18 protein-coding genes, 1 tRNA gene and 1 pseudogene are annotated in these 16,229 nt (G+C 66.1%); 8 read left to right on the forward strand and 12 right to left on the reverse strand.

Annotated elements, in window-relative coordinates; translation table 11 throughout:
• The first annotated feature begins 15 nt into the window (after nt 1-15).
• The 5 genes and pseudogenes from FZ025_RS20870 (at nt 16) to FZ025_RS20890 (ending at nt 3,758) form a co-directional block, all read left to right on the forward strand.
• Nucleotides 16-345 (forward strand): hypothetical protein, encoded by a 330-nt coding sequence (locus tag FZ025_RS20870; RefSeq protein ID WP_146093514.1) that lies wholly within the window; start codon nt 16-18, stop codon nt 343-345.
• A gap of 28 nt (nt 346-373) precedes the next feature.
• A complete protein-coding gene (locus FZ025_RS20875; protein WP_046978758.1) occupies nt 374-904 on the forward strand; it encodes a hypothetical protein in 531 nt (176 codons plus the stop codon).
• Nucleotides 905-912: 8 nt separating this feature from the next.
• Nucleotides 913-1,479, forward strand: a complete 567-nt coding sequence (locus FZ025_RS20880; protein ID WP_341873197.1) for a hypothetical protein — start codon at nt 913-915, stop codon at nt 1,477-1,479.
• Between the two features lie 62 nt (nt 1,480-1,541).
• Nucleotides 1,542-2,550 (forward strand): annotated as a pseudogene (locus tag FZ025_RS20885) (hypothetical protein).
• A gap of 152 nt (nt 2,551-2,702) precedes the next feature.
• Entirely contained in the window at nt 2,703-3,758 is a 1,056-nt protein-coding gene (locus FZ025_RS20890; protein ID WP_158185615.1) for a hypothetical protein, read from the forward strand.
• 162 nt (nt 3,759-3,920) lie between these two features.
• Here FZ025_RS20890 and FZ025_RS20895 read toward each other — a convergent pair.
• The 11 genes from FZ025_RS20895 to FZ025_RS20945 all read right to left on the reverse strand — a co-directional run bounded on the left by FZ025_RS20895 (nt 3,921) and on the right by FZ025_RS20945 (nt 11,379).
• A tRNA-Gly gene (locus FZ025_RS20895) sits at nt 3,921-3,996 on the reverse strand.
• A gap of 36 nt (nt 3,997-4,032) precedes the next feature.
• Nucleotides 4,033-4,668, reverse strand: a complete 636-nt coding sequence (pgsA, locus tag FZ025_RS20900) for a CDP-diacylglycerol--glycerol-3-phosphate 3-phosphatidyltransferase (protein ID WP_046978757.1) — start codon at nt 4,666-4,668, stop codon at nt 4,033-4,035.
• 9 nt (nt 4,669-4,677) lie between these two features.
• Nucleotides 4,678-6,537: an excinuclease ABC subunit UvrC gene (gene uvrC / locus FZ025_RS20905; RefSeq protein ID WP_046978756.1), complete on the reverse strand. Its 1,860-nt coding sequence runs from the start codon at nt 6,535-6,537 to the stop codon at nt 4,678-4,680.
• Entirely contained in the window at nt 6,534-7,955 is a 1,422-nt protein-coding gene (locus FZ025_RS20910; protein WP_046978755.1) for a nhl repeat protein, read from the reverse strand. Before FZ025_RS20910 ends, uvrC begins: the two co-directional genes overlap by 4 nt.
• On the reverse strand, nt 7,952-8,440 hold the full coding sequence (locus tag FZ025_RS20915; RefSeq protein WP_046978754.1) for a low molecular weight protein-tyrosine-phosphatase: 489 nt from the start codon (nt 8,438-8,440) through the stop codon (nt 7,952-7,954). Before FZ025_RS20915 ends, FZ025_RS20910 begins: the two co-directional genes overlap by 4 nt.
• 190 nt (nt 8,441-8,630) lie before the next feature.
• A complete protein-coding gene (locus tag FZ025_RS20920) occupies nt 8,631-8,903 on the reverse strand; it encodes a DUF2789 domain-containing protein (protein ID WP_046978753.1) in 273 nt (90 codons plus the stop codon).
• A gap of 85 nt (nt 8,904-8,988) precedes the next feature.
• Complete coding sequence (locus FZ025_RS20925; RefSeq protein WP_046978752.1) at nt 8,989-9,228, reverse strand: hypothetical protein; 240 nt, start codon at nt 9,226-9,228, stop codon at nt 8,989-8,991.
• Nucleotides 9,229-9,322: 94 nt separating this feature from the next.
• The gene (locus tag FZ025_RS20930; RefSeq protein ID WP_046978751.1) at nt 9,323-9,520 is read right to left on the reverse strand and encodes a hypothetical protein; all 198 of its coding nucleotides are present in this window, start codon (nt 9,518-9,520) and stop codon (nt 9,323-9,325) included.
• A gap of 16 nt (nt 9,521-9,536) precedes the next feature.
• A complete protein-coding gene (locus FZ025_RS20935; RefSeq protein ID WP_046978750.1) occupies nt 9,537-9,869 on the reverse strand; it encodes a YkgJ family cysteine cluster protein in 333 nt (110 codons plus the stop codon).
• Complete coding sequence (locus tag FZ025_RS20940; protein WP_046978749.1) at nt 9,866-10,546, reverse strand: class I SAM-dependent methyltransferase; 681 nt, start codon at nt 10,544-10,546, stop codon at nt 9,866-9,868. Before FZ025_RS20940 ends, FZ025_RS20935 begins: the two co-directional genes overlap by 4 nt.
• A gap of 296 nt (nt 10,547-10,842) precedes the next feature.
• Nucleotides 10,843-11,379: a DUF2058 domain-containing protein gene (locus FZ025_RS20945; RefSeq protein WP_046978748.1), complete on the reverse strand. Its 537-nt coding sequence runs from the start codon at nt 11,377-11,379 to the stop codon at nt 10,843-10,845.
• A gap of 124 nt (nt 11,380-11,503) precedes the next feature.
• Between FZ025_RS20945 and FZ025_RS20950 the strand changes: the two genes are divergently transcribed.
• Nucleotides 11,504-12,010, forward strand: coding sequence for a YgjP-like metallopeptidase domain-containing protein (locus FZ025_RS20950; protein ID WP_046978763.1), 507 nt, complete (start codon nt 11,504-11,506; stop codon nt 12,008-12,010).
• 79 nt (nt 12,011-12,089) lie between these two features.
• Nucleotides 12,090-12,800: an rRNA pseudouridine synthase gene (locus tag FZ025_RS20955; RefSeq protein ID WP_046978747.1), complete on the forward strand. Its 711-nt coding sequence runs from the start codon at nt 12,090-12,092 to the stop codon at nt 12,798-12,800.
• A gap of 32 nt (nt 12,801-12,832) precedes the next feature.
• On the opposite strand, the gene FZ025_RS20960 is transcribed toward FZ025_RS20955, so the two are convergent.
• Nucleotides 12,833-13,633, reverse strand: a complete 801-nt coding sequence (locus FZ025_RS20960; RefSeq protein WP_046978746.1) for an SGNH/GDSL hydrolase family protein — start codon at nt 13,631-13,633, stop codon at nt 12,833-12,835.
• Between the two features lie 595 nt (nt 13,634-14,228).
• On the opposite strand from FZ025_RS20960, the gene FZ025_RS20965 reads away from it, so the two are divergent.
• Nucleotides 14,229-15,986, forward strand: coding sequence for an outer membrane protein assembly factor BamB family protein (locus FZ025_RS20965; protein WP_046978745.1), 1,758 nt, complete (start codon nt 14,229-14,231; stop codon nt 15,984-15,986).
• The last annotated feature ends 243 nt before the right edge of the window (nt 15,987-16,229 follow it).

Consider the following 16,229-nt stretch of genomic DNA (forward strand, 5'->3'; position numbering starts at 1 on the left):
AACAGAGGGAGAGTCATGAACAAACGTGGACTTTTCGCGGCGTTCTTGTTGTATGCCATAGCCATGCAGTCATCGGCTCAGTCCGGTGGCTACTACGAGCCCATTCCCTACTACAACAACAATCCCTTTCTCTTCTGTACGCTCGGCGTTCCCAGTGACTGTTGGGCGCCCATCAATCCGGCAACGGGTACATTCACCGTCACCAACCCGTACTGCTACAACGCCTATTCCGCCTTGATGTATGCCCGGATCTGCCCGAAGGCATTCCCCAATGGCGTTCAGCAAGGAGCAACCGGCACCCAGCCCAGTTCGTTCCGCTCGCCCACAGCCTTGCCCGCTAATTGAATCCGGTCCATTTGCAAGGAGCAGTGAGATGGATCAGATGTCCATACCTCGGCATATCGGTTGGCAGCGGTCGGTCGAGCGTGTGTCCACCCTGCTGACCATCGTTATCTTGACGCTCTCGCTCACTGCCTGCATGGCGGTCGTGGCCTATCGTCTGTCAGGCGGTATCGCGCTCGTGTTGGCGCAATGGATGGCAAGCATCGGTGCGCTATTGCACTTCAGTGTGGTCGTCGTACTGGCAAAACTGGTTGCACGAGCATCACGTATCTGGAAGCACCTGCAATCAGGCGGCAAGCGCACTGCGCAATTGAAGCAATTGCGCGCAGCGATTCTCCGTGCGACAGGCATGACGGTACTGATGGGACTATTGACCATCGCAGCGGCAGCGGTTCCGATTTCACTTAATGTCGTGATGCGGGTACCCGAGTCAGGCTCGTTTTTTCTATTACTGGTGGGCGCATTGGTCTTGCATAGCGTCAATGTAAAGCGCATATGCCGTCGGCTGGCCGAGCTCATCACGGCTGCCCAGCAAGTAGCGCAACATATGCTTGTCGTGTGACGCGGCCTATGAAAATCCATGTTCCCGGTGTTCTTCTCTTTCTTTTGTTGGCGGGGTGTAACCCGATGAATGCTGTTTCTGGCAAGACAGACGCCGATGGCGATCCGGTCTACCGAAAAAATCCGCATCCCACGCAAGCGTATCGGATCACCGTGACCATCGAGGATGCTCCGGGGCCGTTTGGGTATGTGTCGGGCGCAGCGTTCTATGACATGACCAATCGTGATGACAGCGCGACGATTGACCCAATATTTTGCATGTCAACCAAACCAAAGGAAGACAGCATTCCCATCCATTTCCAGAAGACCAACGGAACAACCTATGTAGCCACCATCCATGCCGATGGCGTGATGGATACGAACTACTATGACAAGGGTATTCACCGGTTTGAACTGAGCGGGGTGTGGATTACGCTGAGTGCGACAGGAAAGCATGAAGAGACGCGGTTCCAGCCCGCACTGCTTAAGGGCGAAATTTATGGTCTCACGCCAAAGATCACCTATTTTTGGAAGGGCCGTTACCCCATGGAGGATATGGATAACTTTCCTGATAGCGGTAGAATAAAAATTGAATAGTTCAATGAGAGTGCGCGCCATAATATTTTAAAAGTTACGCTAACCACGGGAAAGGTGGCTCCATGAACATGGCCAGTCAGCAGTACGCTGCACTTGCGCGCGATGTCTATGACAAGCCGCAAGAGACAGAAAGGAATAGCAAAGCGGCAGACATCGGTGGCACTTTCTACAAACGCCCAGAATACGTGGATCGGCCTTCCGGCTATCAAGTCATGCTTTACCAGCGGATGGATACCGGCGAACTCATCGTCGTGCACCGTGGTACCGAGTTCGATCGCCAGGCACTACGCGACGGTTTGGCCGCCGGCCATCACTACGGCCAGGTGCGGGTGTATGCCACACCGCAGGAGATCGCCTCGCTGGAACGTGCTGGCTACGCCAACGACCGTAGCGCGCTGGATGCACGCAACCAGGTGCGTCCCATCGGCAGCTTGGTGGTGGAGTCGCACCGAATGCACAATTTTCTGCCCGTGGATGGCAATGGCAAATCGGACCGCTCGGTGTTGGAAGACCCCGCCGCGCAGCAGCTTGCGCGGCACTACACGCCGATGATCGACAAGTATCGCGACGACGTGGCGTCGCTGCGGGTCATGGCGACGCTCGGGGCGCGGGGCTGGCAGGGGCTGGCCGTCGATGCCATCGACGAACTGCGCGGGCTGCTTGCGCCGGGTGCCGGGCGCAACGCCGTTGGCGTACCGACGTGGCCGGAGCACATGCAGCAGCTGCGCGAAGAGCGCAGCCACGCGCCACAGGACTGGCAGCCCCCACTGCGGGTGCTTGGGCACGAGGATGTGATAAAGGTGGCGAATGGCGAGGCCACCCCCACGTTGCACGACGATCCTGCCGCGTTCCTCAACCGCATGCTGGCCGCCTCGCAGAGCGGCGACCGGGGCCCCGTTTCGGCAGATGACGCAGGAACTGGCCAATGCCGAGCCTGGCCGCGCACTGCGGGCCGAAGCGATCGAAACGGTGAACCGGCAGGAGCAGCAAGCGGTGCAGCAAGCGATGGAGTCGCAGCGGCAGCAGGTGCAGGAACAGCAGCATACTGCGCGCGGTGGGCGCAGTCTCTAGCGCCGACCCGCCCGGGATTAGGCAGACTGTTGAAACAACAGCAACTTGCCTCGGCAACGAGATCAAGCCCTTCTGGTTGTTGATGATCACCTGGTGTGTGCTGAGCGACCTAAATGCCGCGACAATCCGCTAAGGCTCAGAGCTAATCAGGCATGGAGAGAACAATGCGAGTTTCAAAAATAATTTATTTCTTGCTATTTAATATTTCGCTGGCGAGCTATTTACCGATAGCTGAAGCAGCCTCTTGCGAAGCTAATTTTAATATGAATTCTTCGCCGGGTGTCTTGATGTTCAGTACATGGAGAGCGTCACAGAACCTAAATGAAAACGATGCCATAGCGCAAGTTCATAAGATCGCCGAAAAAGAAGGATTCGCCATCGGCGAACAAAAAAAAGAAACTGGTAGAATAGAACTCGTTTTTTTTCAAAAAGCGACGAGCAAATCCCGTAGCTTTCAGATAATTGCCACTGCAGACGAGAATCTAAATACGTTGACGCTTATCGCAGCATTGCCTCCAGGAATGGAAGCGAAGCCGGAAGACATGCGCAACGCCATGTGCGGAATGTTGGCGAAAGTAAGGCTTGGCGAAGTGGGCGCCAGGAACGATTCTTCCGGAGAGCCCACGGCATCAACGTCTAGCAAAATCAATGTACTGCAGCCAAAATCAATATTCGACCTTGGCGCTGCTCAAGCTGCGTTGGAACCGGGCACCTCCACGATTCAGGGTACAGCTTGCGTGGTGCACCATGTGGAAAATGGCGGAGGAACTTATCTAGCACGCAACCAATCTGTTTCCCTATTTCCGGCCACGCCTTACCTCAAAGAAGTAATTCAGCTTTCATCAAAGAAGGGGCACGACACTCTTGAAGTGTCTCCTGTCGCCATGCAGGTTCGTGTTGATGGCATGACCAATGACAAAGGTCAATTTCAATTCTCCAATCTCAAACCTGGAAAGTACTATCTCCTCGCAACAATGGGGCTGGAAATTCAAGGAAGTACCACTAAGGACCTAGGCACCAGTTTCGAGGGAGTCAATGGAAGGCCTACACTCACGACCTACTATAGAAAAGAGAAATTCACATCCAGGTTTGATGATGCGCTTGAGAAATTTGTTGAAATCGAAGCTCCTGGGCAGACCGTAAAAGTCACGCTGTCGCCCAAAAGCTTCTTCAAAGGAAGGGCAGGAATTTTTGGATGCCTCCAGTAGTGCGATTGAACCGGTACCACCCGCATTCTTTGGCCTCAATTCTGGCCTCAAAAACGCCGGCTGTCAGTGGATTTCGGTGGCGTTTGCTGGAATGAAAAAAGGAGCCGAAGCTCCTCTTTTCAACGACTTACAGACGTCAGTGGAAGTCTGTCGATCATAATGTGGAGCGGGAAACGAGACTCGAACTCGCGACCTCAACCTTGGCAAGGTTGCGCTCTACCAACTGAGCTATTCCCGCTTGAGGCCGCGAATTTTACCGGGAACCGGCAGGCTGTCAACCGTTGCCTTCGATTTTTTTCGCATTCTTGTCCGCCACCGCGGCGCGCTCGTCGGCGCGCAGGCTCGGCCAGGCCGCATGCAGATACTGGATGCCGGACAGCAGGGTCAGGATCGCGGCGATCGCCAGTGTCCAGTCGCCGATGTGGAAGATGAACAGGCCCATCCACACGCTCTGCGGCGGCGAGCCGTCGGGCATCACCGAATACAGCAGGCACAGCAACGCGACCATCTGCGCGGTGGTCTTGACCTTGCCGATCATCGCCACCCGCACCTTGGCGCGCTGGCCGATCTCGGCCATCCACTCGCGCAGCGCCGACACCGCGATCTCGCGGCCGACGATCACCGCCGCCCAGAACGCCATCCACGGCGTCGGGTGGCCCTGCACGATCAGGAACAGCGCCACCGCGACCATCAGCTTGTCGGCCACCGGATCCAGGAACGCGCCGAACGCGGAATACTGGTGGTAGCGCCGCGCCACCCAGCCGTCCAGCCAGTCGGTGAACGCGGCCAGGCCGAAGATCGCCGCCGAGGCGAAGTTCGTCCACGTGTAGGGGAGATAGAACACCAGCACCAGCACCGGAATCATCACGATGCGCAGCAGCGTCAGCCAGGTGGGGATGGTCAACTTCATCGCGCTGCTCTACTCGCCTGCCGGATCGGGCACCGGCAACCCGTGCAGGTTAGCGTAGATTCGTGCAGCGAGTGCGTCGTTGATGCCTTCCACGCGCGCTATCTCGGCCTCGCCGGCGGCCTTGAGTCCGGCCAGTCCGCCGAAATGCTTGAGCAGGCTGGCGCGGCGGCGCGGGCCGATGCCGGGGATGTCCTCCAGCTTGCTGGTCATGCGCGCTTTCTGGCGCCGCCCGCGATGACCGGTGATCGCGAAACGGTGCGCCTCGTCACGCACCTGCTGAATGAACTGCAGCGCCGGCGACGCCGCGCCAGGGCGCAATTCGCGTCCGTCCGGCATCACCAGGGTCTCGTGGCCGGCGCGGCGCTCGGCGCCCTTGGCCACGCCGATCACCAGAATGCCGTCCACGCCCAGGTCGGCGAGCGCGGCGTTGGCCTGCGCCAGCTGGCCGGCGCCGCCGTCGATCAGCAGCACGTCGGGCAGCACCGCGTCGGCCTTGCCCTCGCCCTCCGCGGCGCGGCGGAAGCGGCGCTCGATCGCCTGGCGCATCGCCGCGTAGTCGTCGCCCGGCTCGATGCCGCTGATGTTGTAGCGCCGGTACTGGCTGCGCACCGGGCCGCTGGCGTCGAACACCACGCACGAGGCCACGGTGGCCTCGCCCATGGTGTGGCTGATGTCGAAACACTCCGCACGCCGGACCGGCTCGGCCAGTTCCAGCATCTCGCGCAAGGCCTCGCTGCGCGCGTGCTGCGCGTTGCGGCTGGTCAGTTCGGTGGCCAGCGTGGCCTGCGCGTTGCGGCTGGCCAGCTCCAGGTAGCCGGCGCGCTCGCCGCGCACGTTCCAGCGCAGCTGCACCTTGCGCTCGGCGGCCGAGCCCAGCGCCGCTTCGATCAGTTCCGCGTCGGGGATCTCGCGGTCCAGCAGCACCTCGCGCGGCGGCGGCTGTTCGGCGTAGTACTGCGACACGAACGCGCCGAGCACCTCGGCGGCGCTGTCCTCGCCGTTGGTCTTGGGGAAGAACGCGCGGGTGCCTAGATTGCGGCCGTCGCGGAATGCCAGCAGCAGCACGCAGGCGTTGGCGCCCTGGGTGGCGCAGGCGAGCACGTCCAGGTCGGCGGCGCGGCCGTCCACGTATTGCCGGCTCTGCATGCTGCGCAGCGAGCCGAGCAGGTCGCGCAGGCGTGCGGCGCGTTCGAACTCCAGTTGCTCGCTGGCGGCCTGCATCGCCTGCACCAGCTCATCGCCGAGCTGGTCGCTGCGTCCTTCCAGGAACAGCGTGGCGCGGCGCACCGACTCGGCGTATTCGTCGGCCGCCACCAACGCCACGCACGGCGCGCTGCAGCGGCCGATCTGGTATTGCAGACATGGCCGCGAGCGGTTGCGGAACACGCTGTCCTCGCAGCTGCGCAGCTTGAACAGCTTGTGCATCAGGTTCAGCGTCTCGCGTACCGCGGTGACGCCCGGATACGGGCCGAAGTAGCGCCCGAGTACCGCGCGCGGGCCGCGGTGCAGCGCGATCCGCGGCCACTCCTCGCGGGTCAGCAGCACGTAGGGATAGCTCTTGTCGTCGCGCAGCGACACGTTGTAGCGCGGCGCCAGCGACTTGATCAGCTGGTTCTCCAGCAGCAGCGCTTCGCCTTCGCTGCGGGTCACGGTCACGTCCATGCGCGCGACCTGGGCCAGCATGGCCATGGTCCGCGCGTTCTTCGGCGAGGCGCTGAAATAGCTGGACACGCGCTTGCGCAACGCACCGGCCTTGCCGACGTAGAGCAAGGTGTCGTCGGCCGCGTACATGCGGTAGACGCCGGGCGCGGTACTGAGGTTGGCGGCGAAGGCCTTGCCGTCGAACGCGGGCAGCGCAGATGCGGTCATTCGCTGATCGGCACGTCGCTCAGTTCGCCGCTGGCGATGTCGTAGCGCAGCACGGCATGCGCATCGGTCTCGGCGATCCACACCGTGCCGGCGCTCACCGCCAGCCCGGCCGGGCCGTGCAGGCGCCGCGGCAAGGCCGTGGTCGACAGGTCGCCGCCGCCCAGGCGCAGGCTGCGCAGGCTGCCGTTGCCGCTGTCGGCGATCCACAGCAGCGGCGATTCCGGACTCAGCGCGATCGCCTGCGGGAACTGCAGGCGCGCGCGGCTGCGCGGGCCGTCCTCGTTGCCGAAATCCCACGGGCCCTGGCCGCCGAGCAGGGTCTGCACCAGGTCGCCGCGCAGCTGCAGCGAGCGCACCGCCGAACCCAGCGCATCGCATACGTACAGCGCCTGCTGCACCGCGGCCAGGCTGCACGGCTGCGCGAACGCGGCCAGGTGGCCGCTGCCGTCGCGCAGTTCCAGCACGCCGGCGCCGGCACGCCAGCGCAGGCTGCGGTTGCCGAGCTCGTAGCTCCAGATACGGTTGTCGCCGGCCATCGCGATGTGCACCTGGTTGTCGGCCACCACCACGTCCTGCGGATGATTCAGCGGCGCCTGCTGCGCGTGCTGCACCGGGCCTTCGACCGGTTCGCCGGCGCGGCCGTTGCCGCACAGGGTGTCGACCTGGCCGCTGAGCAGGTTGATCCGGCGCAGCGCATGGTTGCCGGTGTCGGCGACGTACAGCACGCCGCGCTCCAGCGCCAGCCCGCGCGGCCGGTGGAACGCTGCCTCGCCGATCCCGCCGTCGATGAAATCGGCGGTGCCCAGCCCGAACTGGCGCAGCACGCGGCCGCCGGTGGTGCATTCGAGAATGCGGTGGTGGCCGCTGTCGGCGATGTACAGGCGATCGTCGGCGACCGCCAGGCCGACCGGAAAACGCAGCGGCAGGCGCGGCTCGGGCTGGGTCTCACGCGCATCGCGCAATTCCTCGTCCAGCGGCAGCGACTGCCCGGCGCACAGCGCGTTGAGCGCCTTTTCCAGATCGGCGCCGCCGATCCCGACCAAGCGCTCGCGCTCGTAGCCGCCAGCATCGAGCAGCACCAGCGTCGGCCAGGCCTGCACGTCGAAGCGCTGCCAGGCGGCCCAGTCGGCGTCGAGCAGGATCGGCGCCGACACGCCCTGGCTGCGCAGCAGCTTCAGCGCCCGCTGCGGTTCGCGCTCGCTGTCGAAGCGTGGCACCTGCACCACGATCAGCTGCAGGCGCCCCGGATTGCGCGCCTGCCATTGCGCCAGTTCGCCCAGGCGCTGCGCGCACCACACCGAGGCGGCGTTGACGAAGGCCAGCACCAGCGCGCGGCCCTGCTGCTCGCGCAGCGTGGTCGGCGCGGCGTTGAGCCAGATGCCGGGCTGCGGCAGTTCCAGGGCGGCGATCGCGTTCATCGGCCGATTATGCCGGAGCCGCCGTCGGCGGACAGTCGCGCCACGCTGCCGGCGGCGGCGGCGTCCACCAGCCGCCAGACCTCCTCGAACTGGGCGCTGCCGCCGGTGTACGGGTCGGGGATCTCGCGACGCCCGTCCAGGCCGGCCCAGGGCAGCCATAGCGCCACCCGCTGCAGCGCGGTGGCCGGTGCGCGTTGGCGCACGTCGCGCAGGTTGGCCGCGTCGGCGCACAGGATCCAGTCGAACGCGGCGAAGTCGGTTGCCTGCAACTGCCGCGCACGCAGCCCGGCGATGTCCACGCCATGGCCGCGGGCGCAGGCGATCGCGCGCTGGTCCGGCGGCTCGCCGCTGTGCCAGTCGCCGGTCCCAGCCGAATCCACCTGCACCTGGCCGGCCAGCGGCGAGCGCTCCAAGCGATGGCGCAATGCGCCTTCGGCCATCGGCGAACGGCAGATGTTGCCCAGACATACCAGCAGCAGCTTCATGCTAGGGCCTGGCAATGCGATTGGGGCAGGCCCTAGGCCGTGTCATCAATTCCCAAGCAGATCGCGCCACGCTTGCGCGTGCATGGGGCAAAAGGAAGGAAGGGAACACCGTGTCCACGCCAGAGCGATAATACGGCAGCGTACACGCGCAAGAGCGGCCCTGCGGGAATCGATGACACGCCCTAGGCGCTCAGTCGTCGTTGGCGGCGCTGCTGACCGGCGGCACCGGCCGCGAGTGCAGGGCGATGTTGAGTTGATCGACCACCATCGCCCAGTCGGCATCGTCGCGGCGCTCCTCGCGCAGTAGCTGCGCCTGCGCCGGGGTCCAGAACGGCGCCTCTTCCAGCCGCATCGTGTCCGGCAGCGGCGAATGGCGGGCGATGAACTGGCGGATCTCGGTTTCGCTATTGGGCAGGCCCAATTGCGCGAACAGCTCGGCGAACGGGTGGACGGATTGTTCCATGGGTCACCTTGTCGATGGGAGGCACGTGCCGTGCGGCGGCGGCGTGCAGACCAGGCACGATACCGTTCGCGCGATCAGTGTCTTGTTAGGACGTGCGCTTGCGTCCTAGCCGAGTCCCAGCGGCACCGGATGGCCGCGCCAGCACCGCCGCCGCATCGCTGCCGTCCTCGCCGCGGACCAGCGCCTCGCAGGCGTAGACCGCGCGCGCGTCCGCGTCGACGATCGGCTGGAACGCCATGCGCATGCCGAACTCGAGCGGTTCGCCATCGCGGCAGTTGCCCCAGGCCGGCTGGCCCAGTTCGGCGGACAGGGATCGCAGGAGCATGCCGTGCGGCTAGCGCAGAAAGAGGCCTGGATTATCGGCCGGCGCCGTGAAGACGGCGCCGACATCGCGGGCGGCGCTGCCGCGACGCGCGGACTCAGCCGGCTTCGGCTTCGTCGACCTTCTTCAGCACGCGGGTGGTGCCGAGCACTTCGACGCGGCCGCCGGCCTTGCGGAACGCGGCCATGTCGGCCTCGATGCGCTCGCGGCTGAGGCCTTTCTGCGCCTTGTCGCCGCCGCCGCTGCGTGCGGTCTTGGCGGTCGGGGGCGGGGTCTTGCTGGTGGGACGTGCCATGGTGGATCTCCTGGAGTCAGTACATCGTCAGGGGAATGCCGCGCGCCAACTGATCGTTGTGGATGCGGCGGATGTCGCGGCAATACGGGCCGGCCATCGTGAACTTGCGGCAGATCGCCGGGCGCTGTTCGTAGATCGAGCAGCACATGCGCTTGCTGTCCACCGCCACGCACCAGCCGTCCTCGTCGCGCGCCATCACGTGCAGGCCTTGCGCGGTGTGCTCGGTGAGGTGGTCGGGCACCTTGTCGTCGGGCATCAGCAGCACGGTCAGGCGACAGCAGATCGCGTCGCAGCGATCGCAGGCGACGGATTTTTCGGCCGCGGCGCGGGTCGTCGGTTGCGCGCTCAAGCGGCGGCACCGATGGGCGCGGCGGCGCGCCGAAAGCGCAGCACGCGGCCGCGGTAGGGCGGCAGGTCGCCGGGGCTGAGCTGCAGCTCGCGCTGTTCGCTGAGCGCATAGCCCTGCGTGGCCAGCGCGCGGGTCAGCGCGGCGCTGTTGCCGCGGCCCGGATCGGCGATCAGCACTTCTGCGCTGGCCGTCGCGTGCCGCGCCAGCAGCGCGGCGAGCATGCCCGGATGCTGGTGTTCGTACAGCACGTCGCTGCCGATGATCACCTCGAAACGGCCCAGCTCGAGGTTGGGCTGGTCCCAGTCGAGGCGGCGGTACGGCACGGCGGGCAGTTCGTTGAGCGCGGCGTTGTAGGCCAGGAACACTTCGGTCAGCGGGTGGCGGTCGCTGGCGAGGATGTCGGCGCCGCGGCGGCGCAGCACCAGGCTGGCCAGGCCGAGGCCGCAGCCGATTTCGAGGATGCGCTTGCCGGCGATGTCGAACAGCGCCATCGCTTCGGCGAGCAGCCGCCCGGCCGGCCACACGTTGCCGAACAGGCTCCATTGCGCCGAAGAGATGCCGGCCGCTTCGGCCTGCGCGTCGGGATCGGAAAACTGTTGGGTATCGAGCAGCGAACGGATGCGATAGTCCTGGCCGCCCAGGTTGAGCGTGTTGATCTGGGTGGCGTAGCCGGACACAGGCGCTCCCGGTGGGTCCGGCCCAAAGCGGGACGGAGGCTGGCGCGAAAAGAGGGGCGAGTCGGGCGACAGAAACGGCCGGACGAGACGCGTGTAGGAACGTGACGCTGAAGCGTGACCGCGCATATTACGCCAGTCGCACCTCTTGCGTATGAACGGAACCTGCGCTAGCGCCTGCGCGCGCTCGGCTGCAGCTCGTCGGCGCCAGCACCGGCGGCGGCCACAGGCCGGCGTAGGCCAGCTAGATCGGCGGCCGGCAACGACTGCGCTCGCCGCGGCGAGCGGCGCGCAGGCCGCTACCAGATCAGGTCGTCCGGCACCTGGAAGCGGCTGTAGTACGCATCGTCTTCGCCGCTGGCGGCCGGCGCGGCCTGGGTGGTGTCGAGCACGATCGCGGCGGGATCGCGGCTGGCCACTTTCTCCACCACTGCGCGCGGGATCGGCGCATAGCCGGCGTCCAGGCGCGCGATCGCCACGGCGCCGCTGATCAGTTGCGCGCGCAGCGCCGCATCCACCCGCAGCCGCTGGATCTTGCCGGCGTCGGTGAAGTGGTAGTCGATCTCGCCATCGGCCTTGAGCTTGTGGCTGTCGATGAGTTGCCGCGCCTGCGCGCGCTGCTCCTGCGCACGCGCCTGCGCGTTGCGCTCGGCGGCCAGCGCGCGGTCGCGCTCCACCCGCTCCAGCCGCAAGCGCTCGCTCTCCAGCTGCTCGGCGCTGGGCGGCGGCGGCGCCTTGCCGTGGCGCGCCCTGGCCTGCTCGCGCGCGACCTGCGCCACCTGGTTCTTCTTCACCAGGCCGGCCTTGAGCAGCTGTTCCTGCAGGGGATTGCGCATCGGGAAAATCCAGTCGATCCAAGACGTTGGCCGGCATCATACCCGCTGCGGCCAGCCCATGGCCGCAGCCGTGCGGCGGCGGCCACGGCGCGTGTCGACGGCCACGGCGCGCTATCGTGGCGCCATGCAAGCGCTGAAATACCTCGTCGGCTACCCGCCGCATGTGCAGGACCAGGTGCGCGAGCTGATCGCGCGCGATCGCCTGGGCGAATGGCTACGCAAGCGCTACGGCGCACCCAATCCGGTGCGCAACGACCGCCAGCTGTACGACTACACGCTGGCGCTGAAGGACCGCCACATGCGCAGTTGCGAGCCGCTGCACAAGGTGATCTACGACAACCGGCTGCAGGCGGTGAAGCACGCGCTCGGCACCCACACCAGCGTCTCGCGCGTGCAGGGCAGCCGGCTCAAGGCCAGCCGCGAGATCCGCATCGCCGGCGTGTTCCGCGATGCGCCGGCAGCGTTCCTGCAGATGATCGTGGCGCACGAACTGGCGCACATGAAGGAAAGCGCGCACGACAAGCCGTTCTACCAGCTGTGCATGCATATGGCGCCGGACTACCACCAGCTGGAATTCGACCTGCGCCTGTATCTGACCCAGCTCGACCTCGCCGGCGCCGCCGATGCCTGAGCGGCGCGGCGCGTGCCGCGCATGGCCGTGCGGCGACGGCTGCACGTACACTGCCCTGCCCTGATCGCCGAGCGTGTCGATGTCCGCCCCTACCCGCCTCGACAAATACGTGGCCGCCATGCTGCCGTGCTCGCGCAGCGAAGCGCAGCAGTACATCGAGGGCGGCTGGGTCAACGTGGACGGCGTGGTGGTCGAGGAACCGCAGGCCGCGGTGACCACGCAGCAGGTGACCCTGGCCGCCGACGCGCAACTGGGCGCGGTGGAACCGGCCACCTTGCTGCTGCACAAGCCGGCCGGACTGGATCTGGACGCCGCCCTGGCCCTGGCTGTTCCAGGCACGCGCAGCGCGCTGGACAGCGCCGAGGTGCGCGTGCTGAAGCGCCACTTCCTGCGCCTGAACGCGCCGCTGCCGCTGGAAGATGCGGCCAGCGGCCTGCTGGTGCTGAGCCAGGATGGCCGCGTGCTGCGCCGCCTGACCGAGGACGCGACCTCGATCGAACAGGAATTCGTGGCCGAGGTGCGCGGCGAACTGCGCCCCTACGGCATGCTGCGGCTCGCGCACGGCCTGGTCTACCGGCAGCGCAGCCTGCCGCCGTGCAAGGTCAGCTGGCAGAACGAAGACCGCCTGCGCTTCGCGATCAAGCACGTGCAGCCCGGGCAGCTGCAGCACATGTGCGCCGAGGTCGGGTTGCAAGCGATCAGCCTGCGCCGCCTGCGCGTGGGGCGGATCCCGCTGGGCAAGCTGGCACCGGGCGAATGGCGCTATCTGCCGGGCGGCGAGCGTTTCTGAGTGGCCGCGGTGTCGCCCGGTCACGACACGCCCTAGGGCTGCGCCAACGCGCGCTCCAGCGCCCGCTGCGCCAACGGCGCCATCAGCGCGTAGCCGGCGACGGTGGGATGCACGCCGTCGTAGGACAGGGCCTTGTCCATGCCACCCTGCCGGTTGCGCAGCTTGCTGTAGTAGTCCAGGTACACCGCGCCGTGGCTTTGCGCGTACTGCTCGATCCAGGCATTGAGCGCGCGGATCTTTTCCGCCGGCTGCAGGCCGGGCCGCCAGGGGTAGTCGCTGACCGGCAGCACCGAGGCCAGCACCAGCTTGATGTGGTTGGCCTGCGCCAGTTCCGCCATCGAGCGCAGGTTGTCCTCGATCATGCGCTGCGTGGCCAGGCCGGTGTTGCCGGCCAGATCGTTGGTACCGGCCAGGATCACCACCGCCGCCGGCTTCAGGTCGATGACGTCCTGGCGGAAGCGCACCAGCATCTGCGCGGTGGTCTGCCCGGAGATGCCGCGATTGACGTAGGGCTTGCCGGGGAAGAACGTCGTGCCCCGCATGCGTCCCCACGCGTCGGTGATCGAATCGCCGTAGAACACCACGCGCTGTTCGCCTGCGGCCGGCGGCGCCAACGCGGCGTTGTCGGCGCGGTAGCGTCCCAGCTTCGCCCAGTCCAGCAGGCGCTGCCGCAGTTCGGCCAGCTCCTTGGCCTGCACGTCCGGCGCTTGCGTGTACAGCGCATCCCCCTTGCCCTGCAGCGCATCGGCGGCAGGCGCGGCGGTTTGCGCGAACGCGGGATGGGCAACACTCAGGCACAGCGACAACATCGCGACGAGCGGCGACTGTTTCACGATCCATCTCCAGGTCAGGGAAAACGCGTCACCCTAATCCAAATCGTGCGAACGTGCGCGGGCCGGCCGATGCGTGTGGCGACTAGGGCGTGTTACCGCCATCGGGATAGGACCTGGGCAGCGCCGGGCACGCGTGCGCAGCATCGCCGTGGCCCGCGGTTGGCGCCGCCGACGGAAGGCCACCATGCGCAAACTGTCACGCGTGCGCCACACAGCCACGTCCAATCGGGCGGTTGCGCCAAGCGTCGCTACGACGCCACCCCGCGATTCAGCCACCACTCATGCGCCGGCGACTGCCGGCGCTGGCGCGATCTCCGGCCAGCGCACACGCCGGCATGACGCCTGCCGAACGCGCCGCGCCTTGCCAGGCAAGGCGCGCCGCCGAACGGACCGCAGCGTACGCCGCTGTACGCCGGAAAGCGGGAGTCCAGACGGCAGTCCCAGCGCCGCGCACAAATGATTGTTTTTCGCTATTTATGCAACCTTTTCGCATGCCCTAACTTTTTTGTACGTACATGACACACGCTGTTTTTCCTTCCTACCATTGCGCCGGTAGTAAAGGGGGGTCCCCACTCCAAGCCCCGAAGGACACCGCATGAACAGGCATTACCCGCACCGGAAACTCTCTCTGCTTTGGCTCGCCTTGGCGCCGGGATTGATGTTCGGCACAGCGGCGGCGGCACAGCCCGCAAGCACTGCTCCGGCGCAAGATCCGAACGACAGCGCGGCGTCCGCCAGCCAGCAGGGCAATGGCAGCAGCGACGGCGACAATTCAGGCACCGGTTCTGCTGCCGGCGGCGCCAGCGACGGTGGGTATGGCACGACGTTCGGCGGCGGCGCGCCATATGCCACGCGCAGCAGCTGGGAAAACGCCGGTGGCGGCTATCTCAACACCCGCTTCGCGCCGGCCGAGTGGCAGATCGATCCACTCAATGCGGCGCGACTGAAGACCGCCTGGACCTTCACCACCCAGGGCGACGTGTCCGCCACGCCGACCGTGCAGGACAGCGCGCTGTACGTGCCCGACTGGGGCGGCCAGCTGTATCGCATCGATACCGCGCTGGGCAAGGCGGTGTGGCAAGTGAAACTGTCCGACTACACCGGCAACGCCGCCTCGCTGTCGCGCAACAGCCCGGCGATCGCGCGCGACAGCGTTTTGGTCGGCGACCAGGCCAGCGGCACCGTCATCGCGATCGACAAGAACAGCGGCAAGCTGCTGTGGAAGACCCTGGTCGAAGCCAATGCGCAGGCGCGCATCACCGCCTCGCCGGTGGTGTACGGCGATCGCGTCTACGTCGGCGTGTCGTCCGGCGACTGGGGCGTGCTGAGCCCGGGCCACAAATTTTCCTTCCGCGGCAGCGTGGCCGCGCTCGACCTGAAGACCGGCAAGCTGCTGTGGCGCTTCAGCACCGTGCCGGAAGGCTATACCGGCGCCGCGGTGTGGGGCACGCCGGCGCTCGACCCGCAACGGCAGCGCGTCTACGCCACCACCGGCAACAACTACTCGGTGCCGCTGGATGTGGCCACCTGCGTCAAGAACGCCAACGGCGACAAGAGCGCGCAGCTGGCCTGCCTGGCGCCGGACAACTACGTCGACTCGGTGCTGGCGCTGGACATGCGCAGCGGCAAGCCGGTGTGGACGCGCCGCCTGCAGGGCGCCGATGCCTGGTCGCTGTCGTGCCTGGTCGCGCCGACCGCCGGCGTGTGCCAGCAACCGCAGGGGCCGGACTACGACTTCAGCGGCGGCGGCGCCAACCTGTTCACGGTGATCCGCGACGGCAAGCCGCAGGCCTTGGTCGGCGCCGGGCAGAAGAGCGGCGTGTACTGGGCGTTCGATGCCGACAGCGGGCGCACCGTGTGGTCCACCCAGGTCGGTCCGGGCGGCACCGCCGGCGGCATCGAATGGGGTTCGTCGGTGGATCCGTTCAAGTCGCGCGTGTACGTGGCCATCAACAACAACAACCACACCCGCTACACCCTCGCTCCCACCAACACCGAGACCTGGAACGCCGGCTCGTGGGCGGCGCTGGACGCGACCAGCGGCAAGATCCTGTGGCAGGTGAAGGTGCCGGGCATCGATCCGATCCAGACCACGTTCGGCGCCGGCGGCCGCGGCCCGCTCGCGTCCTCGCCCGGGCTGGTCTATGCGGGTTCAATGTCCGGTGCGATGACGGTGCTCGATGCCGAAACCGGCGCCACGCTGTGGAGCTTCGATGCCGGCGGTTCGGTGTCCAGCGCAGCGGCCGTGGTGGACGGCGCGGTGTACTGGGGCGCGGGCTATAGCCGCTTCAATTTCGGCACCGGCGTACACAAGCTCTACAAGTTCGTCCCGGCCACCTCGCACGGCCGCTGATCGCGCGGCATCGCGCAACAGGCAAGCTGTACGCCATAGCCTCTCCTGCGCATGCAGGAGAGGCTTTTTTGTGCGTGGACGGAGCACGATCGCCGCGGCGATCGGCTGCATCGCGCCACCAACGGATGCCGACGGCCATGGCGCCTGTGCAGCGCCGGTGCGCACGTGAACACGACAAGCAAGCGCCAGGCGTCTACAAAATCGGCCACGTCCGCGTGATAGTCCGCACGCTACCGCCGTGTC

The organism is Xanthomonas hyacinthi, from assembly GCF_009769165.1.
GTDB lineage: Bacteria > Pseudomonadota > Gammaproteobacteria > Xanthomonadales > Xanthomonadaceae > Xanthomonas_A > Xanthomonas_A hyacinthi.